Raw genomic sequence first — 11244 nt, forward strand, 5'->3', positions numbered from 1 at the left:
ACTCGGGATGCTTCGTGTCGTTCGCCTTGTCGGGGGTACGCGCGGTACCGGTCGCGCGCGCCGGCTCTCGCTTCCACAGGAGCGGACGCCCGCGCGCCGTGACGCCGGTGCCGCCGCAGTGGAAGGAGTACGCGTGAAGATCCCGAGGCGTCTCAACGCCGCCTTGGACTGGATCGGCGACCATGCCCGGGTCATGTTGATCGTCCTGCCTCTGGTGGTCGCCGCGGTCGCCGTGCTGTGGATGCCCGCCCTGGCCGCGCTCGCGGTGGGGGTCGGCGTCGGCAGTGTGACGGTCCACTTCCGGATGAGCAAGCGCGTGGCCCGGCTGCGGGCCGAGGTCGATGACCTGCTGCGGGAGAACGGCGCGCTGCGACACCGGCGGAACATGATCGCCAGGGCGAACGTCACGTCCGAAAGCGTGCTCACCCAGAAGCTGCCGGCCATCCCCGAGGAGACCGACGAGTAGCCCCGCCGATCAGTGGCGGCCCGCGGCCCTGGGGCGAGTCTCAAAGTCCCGCTGTCCTACTGCGCGGCCGGGGACTCTGAGACACGCCCTGGTCCCGAACGCGCGAACGTCCGCGACCCCGGTCCCCTCCCCCAAAGGAACCGGTGCGGACGTCCGCTCTGGGGCCCCGTGGACATCGACACACAGTCGGGCCCCATCCGGCCGGAGCGCGAGAACCCCCCAATCCTCGCTGCGGTCCGGCCAATCTTTCGCTCCCAGACCGCGAGAATACGAAAGTCGCCGGGCGACTTTCGTCAGTCCACGGTTGACATCTGCGTGTACACCCACGGTTGACATCACCCCGGCGTCACCGCCGCCATCGGGACCACCAGCCACGCCGGGGGCGGGGGGCGGCCTCCGGCGCACCGACGGGCACGCTCTCGAGCGCGTTGCTGAGGTAGACTAGGCGGAACTTACCGATCTGGACCTCATCACCGCTGGACAGGGCGGTCTCGTCGATCCTCCGCCGGTTGACGTAGGTGCCGTTGAGGCTGCCCATGTCGCGTACGGAGAACCGCGCGCCCTGCCGGTAGAACTCCGCGTGCCCTCGCGACACGGTGACGTCGTCGAGGAAGATGTCGCTCTCCGGATGACGGCCCGCGGTGGTGGTCTCGCGGTCGAGCAGGAACCGGCTGCCGGCGTTCGGTCCTCGTTTCACGAGGAGCAGTGCCGTGTTGGGCGGGAGCGACTCGACTCCCACATGATCGGCGACCGGCTCGTCGGCCAGTTCGGCCGCGACGGCGTCCTCGATCGCGCTGAACGACATCGTCGACGTCGAATCGCCGGGCTCGTCTGTCATCGGGGGAACACCGTGAGTGAGCGGAGTGCCGCAGTTCGAACAGAAGCGGGCACCGTCCGGATTGGTGTGACCGCACTGCGTACAGGAAGCGCTCGGCATCGTCGCTCCACCTCCTACCTGTGGCTTCGGGGGTGCCTCGTGCACCGTACGGCACCCGCGTCGGGCATTCGTCCTCCGGTGGCACCACGCCTTCGGTTCGTCCGCGGCACGCCGCCCGTCACGCTGCGTACGAACCGGAAACGATCTTGAAGATATCCCGCCTGAGGGTTGGCGAAACGTTGACTGATCAACACCTCGCCGCGGCGAAGAGTTCCCACCGTGACGAAGAAGCGTCGTGACCTCCACCGGCGACGCTCGTTGCGCCGCCCCTGGAGAGCCTCGCCGGTGCGGTGGCGCGTCCAGTCCAGACGGACACCATCTCAGCGAACCGCCCGTACCGGCGAATCCGGCACCGGCCGGTCGGCGACATTACCCGCACGAAACCGTACGAACCCGGTCAAGATTATCTGGCCCGCGAGAGTGATCAATCGATCCGCGACGGGCTGGAAATCTCCCCGGAAAAACGTCAGTCTCTGACGGGTCACGGGTGTGTTCAGGGGAGGCCGGCTTGACGATCATGATCGACCTGCGCGATGGAAGAAGAGTCGCGGTGGAGGAATGGGGCGCACCGGACGGGAGTCCCGTCTTACTCCTTCACGGCACGCCGGGCAGCCGTCTCGGCCCGGTTCCGCGGCCCCTCGTGCTCTACCAGCTCGGCGTCCGGCTGATCACCTTCGACCGGCCCGGCTACGGCCGTTCCGACCGCAGGCCCGGCCGCAGGGTCGCCGATGTGGCCGCCGACGTGTCGGAGATAGCCGACGCTCTGGGGCTGGAGCGGTTCGGCGTCCTCGGGCGCTCCGGCGGCGGACCGCACGCCCTCGCGTGCGCCGCCCTCCTGCCCGAACGGACGACCCGCGCAGCGGTACTCGTCGGGCTGGCGCCGAGCGAGGCCGACGGGCTCGACTGGTTCGCCGACATGACCGAGTCGAACGTGGACGCCTACCAGGCGGTCCGCGATGACGGGGGCGCGGTGATGGCCCGCCTCCGGCCGATCGCCGACCGGATCCGGGCGAACCCCGCGCAGCTGGTCACGAGCCTCTACGACGAGCTCACCCAGTCCGACCGCCGGATCGTGGCCGACGCGGGCATCCGGCGCCAGCTCATCGAGAACTACGCCGAGGCCGTGCGGAACTCCGCCGACGGCTGGTTCGACGACCTGCACGCCTTCGCCACCTCCTGGGGCTTCGAACCCGGCGGCATCGAACGGCCGATCATGCTGTGGCACGGCGCCGAGGACACGTTCTCCCCGGTCGGTCACTCACGCTGGCTCGGCGACCACATCCCCTTCTCGTTCGTGATCGTGGAACGCGGCAGCGCGCACTTCGGCGCGTTGAACGTCATGCCCGACATGCTGCGCTGGCTCGCCGGATCCTGATCGGCCGGCGGTCTCATCAGGCGGGCTGCGGCTCGAGGTCGCGGGAGAGACGCCGGCCGTGCCGGACGGCGATGACGTCGGGGTGGTCCTCACCGAGGAGCCGGCTCAGGACCGCGATCGCCTCCTGACGGTGTGCCCTCGCCTCCGTGGTGCGGCCCAGCGCCTCCAGGCTGGCGGACAGGTTGCAGCGAGCGGCCAGCGTGTCGGGGTGCGTCGCGTGCAGGCGATCGGTCAGCTTCGCGATCGCCTCCTGCTCCAGCTCGGCGGCTTCGGCGTACCGGTCCAGATCGGCGGCGCTGTTCGCCAGGTTCAGCATGCCGACCAGCGTGAACGGGTGCTCCTCCCCGAAGGTCGCGCGGAGCCTCGGCACGGTCGACGCCGCGAGTTCGTACGCGCCACCGACGTCGCCGACGTCCCGGAGGAAGACGGCCAGGTTGTTCTCCAGCAGCCGGCCGTAGTGGTGGTCCTCGCCCAGGGCGTCGCGGAGCACGCCGAGCGTCCGGCGGGTACGGTCCCGGGCGGCGGCGCCGTCGCCGATCGCCCACAGGCACACGGCGACCTCCGCGTCGGCCGCCACGGCGTCCGGTGAGTCGGGGTAGAACTGGCGGTAGCGGTCGTAGGTGCCCTCCGCCAGCTTGAGGGCCTCGTCGGTACGCCCGGCCTTCCGCAGCGCCACCGCGAGGCTCTTGGCGGCGCGCAGGGGGTCGGGGAGCTGGTCGCCCAGCACCTCGATGTAGGTCTCGTAGGTCGCGCGCAGGCGCGTCACGGACTCCTCGTACTGCCCGCCCTCCCGCAGGTCGCGGGCCAGGTTCGCGGCCGAGAACAGCGTGTAGGGGTGTTTCTGCCCCAGTGCCGCCTGCCGGCGCTCCAGGGTGTCCTCATCCAGCGTCCGCGCGCTGTAGTAGTTCCCCACCGAGCGGTGCGACACGGCCAGGTTGTTCGCCGCCATCAGCGTCCGGGGGTGGTCCTCCCCGTAGAGGTCCTGAAGCGCCGCGTACGTCTGCTCGTCCAGTTCGAGGGCGTCGTCGAACTTGCCGAGCGCGCGCATGTCGGCGGTCAGCCCGCTGGCCGTGATGAGCGTGTGCGGGTGCGTGGGCCCGATCGCGGGTGAGTTCTTCTGCCGGTTCCAGACGTGCGTGTCGAGCTCGTAGGCCTCGGTGAACCGGCCCTGCGAGCGGTGGACGTTGGCCAGTTGCGACAGCAGGAACAGCCGCTGCCAGTAGTCCTCGCCGAGCCGGTCGCGCCACAGGTCGGCCAGGTACCGACCGCTGGACAGGGCACCCTCGTAGTTGCCGCGTTTCCACTGGTAGCGGACGAGGTCGATGAACATCTGCCGGGTGTCCTCCTCGTCGCACTCCGCGGCGCGCGAGGATTCGACGTGCGGCATGATCTTGTCCAGGCTCGGCCAGTTGCCGGGGTCGTCGGTGTCTCCGCGCGGAGGACGCGCACCCACGAGGATCTTGTGTACGTCGTGCATGGTCTCGTTCGCGCGTTCGGGCTCCATGCCCTCCCGCATGACGGCCTGCACCAGCGTGTGCACCTGGATGGAGTTGTTGCCCTGATCCACCTTGGCCAGCGCGAACCGGCTGATCTCCCGCACCACTTTGCCCAGGACCAGCTTGTCCCGCAGGGTCTCGTCGTACGGGACGAGGATCTCGGCCGTCTGGTCGCTGTAGATCAGGTCCAGGGAGATCGGGTCGGAGGAGAAGAAGGCGAGGAGTTCGAGCAGGCGGGCCGCGGCCGGCGACGCCTCTCTGAGCTGCCGGAAGGACACGTTCCACGTCAGTGCCACCGACTGGGGGAACTCCTTCGTGCTGAGGTTGAGCGTCGAGGCGGTCTGCTGTTCGAGCGCGCTCAGGTATTCGCTCGCCGGCATCGAGGTGGCCTCCAGCCACGCGGCCACCTGCTCGATGGCCAGGGGCAGGAACCCCAGCGCCCGGCCGATCTTCACGGCGTTGTCCGGGGCGAGGCCCGGCACCCGACGCAGCAGGTGTAAGGCGGCCTCCCGCTCGGTGAAGACGTCGACGGCGATCGGCTTGGCGAACTGGGTCCAGGCCGGGTCCCGCGAGGTGATCAGCACATGGCCGTCGCCGCCGGGGAGGAACTGCTCGAGTTCGGCCGGGTCGTCGGCGTTGTCGAAAATCAGGAGCCAGCGCGCGAACGGCGTGCCCCGGCGAAGGGCCTCCAGAGCCGCGTTGGCGGCTTCGGCGACGTTGTCGCCCACTCGCAGTCCGAGCCGGCCGGCCATGGCGGCCAGCGCGCTTCTGATCGAGTCGGGTTGCAGCGCGGGCACCCACCAGACCACGTCGTAGTCGGCGCGGAAGCGGTGGGCGTACTCCAGCGCGACCTGGGTCTTGCCCACGCCTCCGAGCCCGTGCAGCGCCTGCGGCAGCACGACGCGCTGGGTCGCGCCGAGCAGCTGGTCGCGGAGTTGTTCGAGCACCTGGCCGCGCCCGGTGAAGACGGCGTTGCGGCGGTCGACGTTCCACACCGGCGGTGAGGTCCTCGCCGCGCCGGGGAACCGGGCGGTCAGCCGCCCGTGCTCGCTGATCGGCTCGGCGGTACGGCCCGGGCGGCCGAGCGCCCGCAGGACGGCGTCGGCGGACTGCTCCTCGCCGAGGCCCGTGAGGTCCAGCGGCGTCAGCTGCGAGAAGAACGGCTCGAGCTTGGCGTTCAGGATGCGGAGAACCGTCACCTGCTGGAGGGTCGCGCCGCTGCGCGCCGGCACGACCGTCTCCCAGGCCCGCCGGCCGCGCTCGGAGCCGATGAAGGCCGGCGAGAGCAGGACGATCGCGTGGTTGCTCCGGTCCATCCGGAGCTCGAACTCCTCCGGCGACGCCACGTCGGTGCAGTTGGCCGTGACCCGGAAGCCCGCCAGGCCCAGCACGCCGGCGATCCAGTCCGCCCAGGGCCGGTCCTCGGCGGCGTAGACGACGAGCACCTCGGAGCTCTCGGCGGGACCACGCCTGGCGAAGCGATCGAGCGTCGCCAGGCGGAGCTGCTCCTCCATGGGAGAGAAGGAGTCGATCCGCCCCTCGGTGATCTCGGCGGCGAGCCGTTCGAACGCGGCCAGCATGGAGTTGGGCGAGCCCGGCGTGTCGCCGAACGTCGCGAGAGTCTCCTCGAACGCGTAGAAGGGCCGATACGGGATTTCGACGGAGAGCCAGTACCGGTTCATCTCCTCATGGGTGAGACCTTTCGGGAACCGGTCGAACCGCGCCCGCGCCAGGGCGCGGCCGGCCTCCACCTTGGCGTTCTCCCCGAACTCAATACGCATCGGAACAGGAAGAATGCGGATGCCGCGGTCGCCGTAGCGCTCGTCGATGTGCCGGGCCACCGCCGACGCACCGTCGATGCTCTGGTCACTGAGGGTGAAACAGTCGACGAGGACGTCCGGGAAATGCACCGTGCAGATGTCGGCGATGTCACTCAGGCCGGTCCTGCTGTCGATCAACACGTAGTCATAGTGCCGCTTCATGTCCGCGCGCAGCGCGTCGAAGAACTGGCCGCCGCCGAGCCGGCCGTAGAAGTTGTCCCAGTCCATGCTGCTGATCAACGATGAGTAGTCGCGGTTCTGGCGGCCGGCGGAGACGAAGTCGAGTGTCCCGTCGCCGGGGAAGTCCCAGTCCAGCGACACCGCGTAGCGGAGTATCCGGGCGAACTCCAGATGCCAGTCTCGCGCGTTCTCGTGCTGCTCGGTGGCGGCCCACGAATATCGCGTCAGCAATTCGATGACGCCATCGGTCGCGGCCACCACGTCCTGATCGAGGAATGGCTGGAAGAACCGGTGCAGGCCCGGCGACTCAAGATCCCAGTCTACGGCGAGAACTCGTTTACCGGCCATAGCAAGAATCCAGGAGACATTCGCCAGCGCCATCGTGCGGCCAGTGCCTCCCTTATAGGAATAGAAGGTCACTATAGTTCCGGTCGTGTTATCCACGAGTCCCCCAAACGACTATTTCTCCGGCAGTTCTAGGCTCGGTCGCGCCATCGTCGGCTCGATCTCCGGCGGGTGCACCGGGGCCTCCTTGAAGTAACGGTTGATCGCCTCACCCACGGCCTTCGGCAGTGCCGCGCGGAACGCCTCCTTGCTCGATATCGACTTCACCGAACCGGGAAGGACCAGGCTGCGGCTGAGCACGGCGTCGACGGTCCGGTTGAGGTCCTTCTCCGCGTCGGCGGTCTGCCGGTCGTCGGCGTTGTACGGCACGAGGACGTTCACCGGCTCCTCGTCGATCCGGCGAAGCTCCTCGCCGATCGTCGGATCCCGGCTGACCCACGGGTCGACGATCAGGACGGTGGGCGACGCGTCCGGATCGGCCGTGGGCTCGTCGAGGCTGTCCACCACGGGCTCGTGGCCGAGTTCGGCGACCACCTGCTCGGCGTACCGCGCGATCGGCGTGGTGTAGTCGGCGCTGCGATACGGGGTCCACTCGGGCATGGTCCGCCCGTAGTAGTACGTGTCACGCCCGGGTGGGAGCTTGTCGAGGCGGTGCGCGGCCACCGTGAGCTTGATCGGCCGGCGGCCTCGCTCACCGCCGCGATAGTCGGCGAAGGCGTTGCCGAGGGCGTCGAAGTCGGAGATCGGCCCGGTCGCCAGGTCCGCCTGCTCGGCGGTCTCCTTGACCAGGCGGGCGAGCTGGAGGACGGCCTGTTTGTACTGCTCGCGGTAGCGTCCCAGCTTCATGATGCCGTAGAAACCCTCCGCGGCGTACTGGGACGGAAAGCCGGGAGGGATGTACTGCATGGACTTCAGGTCGGGTGGGAGTTCGGACGGGCCCAGCCGCGTCCACAGCGCCGGAATGATCGCTAACGGACGGTCGAGGCCGGCCTGCTGGCTCTTCACGCGGCCTAAGAACGCCGCCCACTCCTTGCCGCAGTATTCACTCGTGAAGTACGCGGGCGACAGGAGCGCCAGGAACACGCGGCAGCTCGCCAGCGCCTCGGCGAGATGATCGGGCCACTGCGTCCCGGCCGGTATTTGCCTGTCCATAAATCCAGGCGTGGGCATTCCGGTAACGATGCCGACGTCGTGGCAGAGATCATTGAACAGTTTCGTCACCCAGCGATCGGGGTCGGTACCGTCGTCGGGCCGGAAGCGAGACCTCGCATAGCTGAGAAAGAAGTAGGGACGCCGGTCATCGTCGCCGTATATTCCCAAGGTCATACATTCCTCCCGATCTCCGACTATACGGGCGGAACTGGCAACAGCCCCCTCTTCTCTCTGAGAGATGCGCTCAGCGTTTACGCGTGGCGGCGAACCAGCCGGCCGCGAAGTCGACCAACCGCCGTAGCGATACCAACCGGGAGTCGGCGGAACCCACCCGGCCCCGTTTGACGTACGCGGTGTCGTCGAAGGCCGCGCCGACCGCGCGGAAGTCACGGTCGTCGAGGACGACGTCCTCATAGCTCCACCACCGCGCCCGCCCGTCCTGCTCGATCACGCAGTTGTAGCCGCGCGTCGGCGGTTTCCGGGTGTAGCGGTATTCGGCCAGGTGAAGAGCCGTGCACGTGTCATATCCGGTGCCGAGCATGAGCACCTCGGCGTCGAGGTCGTACAACCGGGCGAGCGGGGACTCCTCGCCCAGGTGGCAGTGCGGCGCATGACCGTCGACGATCACCTTCGCCCGCGCGCCCAGGGCCGCGAACGACATCTGCGGATGCTCGCTGCGCAGCGCGCCGGGGGCGAGCCGGACGCATTCGGGAAAGACCCCGGCCCCCGTGGACGGCGTGCGCGCCGGGTCGAAGGCGGGCATCGCGGCGCGGTAGAGACGCCGCTCGGCGGCCGTCATCCCCTCGACTCGTGCCAGGTACGCGCGGGAGGAGTCGGAGTTCTCCGCCGTCGGAGTGGGCACGACGAGGGTCCCGTCCTGCCCCAGCGCCTCGGAGACCGCCTCCACCAGCGTCGTCGCACCGCCGGCGACCCGGCCGACGCGCCGCATCGACGCGTGCACCAGGAGGTCCCCGCCGGGACACAGACCTAACGCGTGAAGATCGGAGAGGAGGTCGTCCCGCGTCATCTCAAGCCGACCACGCGTCCAGCGTGCGGCGCATCTCTTCGACGAATCCCCGGCCGAGCCGGGTCAGCGAGTCCGACGCGAGAATCGAATCGAGAGTCGCCTTCACATCCGTCGCCGCCTCGATGCCGAACCGCCCCTGCGAACGCCGTCGCCGGAAGTCGGTAACGGCCAGCCGAGCATACGAGTCGGACAGAAGGCGTTGTGTGTCGACCGACACAGTGGAGGCGCGGGGCTCGAACAGATCCAGCATGTCCAGGACGCCACCGAGCTTGATCCGCTGCGTCTCCCGCAGCAACAGCACGCACAACGTCTCGGGATCCGGCGGAAGGGCGAGGGCGACCGAGCCGAAGGCGTTCCGCGCCGATGACCCTGCCGGCTCCCCCACGACCGGCACCACCGCGGAGAGGGCGCCCGTCAGCGTGGGAAGGTATTCGGGGCACCGCTCCGCGATGATGTCCCAGGCCGCGCCGAACACCGCCTGCCAGTGCCCTGCCTGCTCGTCGGTGAGTCGCCCGGCGGCCGGCCGGCCGTGGCAGTCACGGACCGGATCGAGGTCCTCGACCATCAGCGGGTGACCGCCGACCTCCAGCCGCCGCACCCGGTGTACGGCGGCGGCGCGCTCGACCGTGATCTCGCCGTCCCGGATCTCGACCGTCGTCTCGCTCGCGCCGGGGACCTCGTAGCGGCCGACGGTCGGCAGGAAGACCGCTCCGTCGGTCACCGGCAGGCGCAGGGTCGCGGACATGCCGGCGCGGGCCGCCGCCGCGCAGGCGAGGGCCGCCAGCCGCCCGTCGTCCCGCCGGTCCGGGCCGCGCAGCCGGTCCACCGCCCAGACCCGGTTGTACGGATGGGCGAACACCTCGTCCACGATGGCGGGCTCGATGCGGCAGAGCAGATCCCACTCCGGAGACGGGCCGGCCTGACCGCGCACCGAGGCGATCAACGCCCGGCGAATGCTTCGTTGCCCCCGCTGGAGAATGGTGAGCGCCTCCACGGTGCCCTGCCCGGCCGCGATCGACCGCAGAGCCGCGCGGGGCACGGGGTGGCGGGGAGCGGATACGCGCCGTTCGACGTGCTCGATCAGCTTCTTCAGGTCGGCGCAGAAGACACTGGGGTTGTCGAAGCCCGAGCCGGTGCGGTAGCGGTGCGCGAAGAGGCCGCCTCCGCAGCTGTCGAGTACCGGACAGGCGCGGCATGTCGCGCTCAGCCCGTCGCTCCCCCGCTGCCGGGCGGCCAGGCCCTCGTGCTCGGCGACCTGATCGATCGAGTGCCGGAAAACGTCCTTGCCGGTCTCCGGGGCGCCGTCGAACGCGATTTTGATGGAGTCCGCCTGCTCGAACGTCCCGTCGGTCTCCACGACCAGGAGGTCGCTCGGTTCGAGTCCCAGCGACTCGGTCAGCGCGGGGCCGCCCCGGCTCGTGCTGATGATGGAGTCGAACGTGCGTATCGGTACCGGGCGGCCGTCGGCGAGCCACTTGTCGAAGATGGCGGCGAGCCAGTCGGCGTAATCGGTCTCGCCGGCGCGGAATGGAGGATCGTCCCAGGTGGCATGCGGGAGCAGCAGATCGATCGCCGGCGGATCATGGGACACCAGGGCGTCGTACACCGCGATGGGGTCGTTTCTGACGTCGATCGTGCAGAGGAGCCCCGAATAGATCTCGGGATATCCGGTACGGAGCAGTTCGATGGCCCTGGCCACCTTGTCGAAACTGCTCCGCCCATCCCGGTAACGCCGATGCCGATCATTCGCCGCACGGTCACCGTCGAGCGAAATACCGACCTTGACGTCGTGAGCGCGGAACAGCTCGCAGAACCGGCGGTCGAGCAGCACACCGTTGGTGTGGATGTGCAGGTCCAAATCGCAGATTCCGCGGACTCCCGACTCCAGCGCGCGGATCAGCGCGGACAGCCGCTCGGGGCCGCAGAGCAGGGGTTCGCCGCCGTGCAGCACCGCGTGGACCCGGTCGATCCCCTGGCTCTTCGCATGCTCCCCGATGCGGGTCGCCACCTGCGCCATCGTCTCGACGGCCATGGTGATCGGCTTACCGCGCCAGCTCTGGTCGGCATGTTCGTAGACGTAGCAGTGATCGCAGGCGAGATCACATCTACTCTGCACCTTGAGCACAAATTGCCGAAACGGGAGTCGTGTGCCCATCGTGCGGCTTATGATCTATATGTAAGAGTTGAAGGCGCCGACCGCGTAGGCCCGGGGTTTGCGCTCCTCGTGGACGAACCGGTCCACCATCGCTTCTGCGGCCAGGCCAGTGGGCAGCTCGGACAATGGAGCCTCACAGAGGTCAATGACTTCGGATGCGTCCGAAGGCGCCGCGATCATTATGTCGTTCATATCGACCATCCAGCTCGGTTGAGAAGGACGGCACGACGCCTGGAGCGCTTGGGGTCCACGGCGACCTACGCCGAACACCGCCACATCCCCAGCGGCGTG

6 protein-coding genes and 1 pseudogene are annotated in these 11244 nt (G+C 68.9%); 2 read left to right on the forward strand and 5 right to left on the reverse strand.

Annotated features, from left to right (window positions below; translation table 11 throughout):
- Positions 1-133 precede the first annotated feature (133 nt).
- On the forward strand, positions 134-466 hold the full coding sequence (locus ABEA10_RS19740; RefSeq protein ID WP_329247246.1) for a hypothetical protein: 333 nt from the start codon (positions 134-136) through the stop codon (positions 464-466).
- Positions 467-896: 430 nt separating this feature from the next.
- Here the strand turns inward: ABEA10_RS19740 and ABEA10_RS19745 are convergent.
- Positions 897-1403, reverse strand: a pseudogene (locus tag ABEA10_RS19745) (double zinc ribbon and FHA domain-containing protein); the annotation flags it as partial.
- A 517-nt stretch (positions 1404-1920) separates the two neighbouring features.
- On the opposite strand from ABEA10_RS19745, the gene ABEA10_RS19750 reads away from it, so the two are divergent.
- On the forward strand, positions 1921-2778 hold the full coding sequence (locus ABEA10_RS19750) for an alpha/beta fold hydrolase (RefSeq protein WP_345466193.1): 858 nt from the start codon (positions 1921-1923) through the stop codon (positions 2776-2778).
- A 16-nt stretch (positions 2779-2794) separates the two neighbouring features.
- On the opposite strand, the gene fxsT is transcribed toward ABEA10_RS19750, so the two are convergent.
- From fxsT to ABEA10_RS19770, 4 genes are all read right to left on the reverse strand, one after another.
- A complete protein-coding gene (gene fxsT / locus ABEA10_RS19755) occupies positions 2795-6718 on the reverse strand; it encodes an FxSxx-COOH system tetratricopeptide repeat protein (RefSeq protein WP_425550926.1) in 3924 nt (1307 codons plus the stop codon).
- A 15-nt stretch (positions 6719-6733) separates the two neighbouring features.
- Positions 6734-7945: a TIR-like protein FxsC gene (locus ABEA10_RS19760; RefSeq protein ID WP_345465752.1), complete on the reverse strand. Its 1212-nt coding sequence runs from the start codon at positions 7943-7945 to the stop codon at positions 6734-6736.
- A gap of 70 nt (positions 7946-8015) precedes the next feature.
- Complete coding sequence (locus ABEA10_RS19765; protein ID WP_345465754.1) at positions 8016-8732, reverse strand: AAC(3) family N-acetyltransferase; 717 nt, start codon at positions 8730-8732, stop codon at positions 8016-8018.
- A gap of 67 nt (positions 8733-8799) precedes the next feature.
- Positions 8800-10953, reverse strand: coding sequence for an FxsB family cyclophane-forming radical SAM/SPASM peptide maturase (locus ABEA10_RS19770; protein WP_345465756.1), 2154 nt, complete (start codon positions 10951-10953; stop codon positions 8800-8802).
- Positions 10954-11244 lie beyond the last annotated feature (291 nt).

Origin of the sequence: Actinoallomurus oryzae, assembly GCF_039541955.1 — a bacterium.
In the GTDB taxonomy this organism is placed as follows: Bacteria; Actinomycetota; Actinomycetes; order Streptosporangiales; family Streptosporangiaceae; genus Actinoallomurus; species Actinoallomurus oryzae.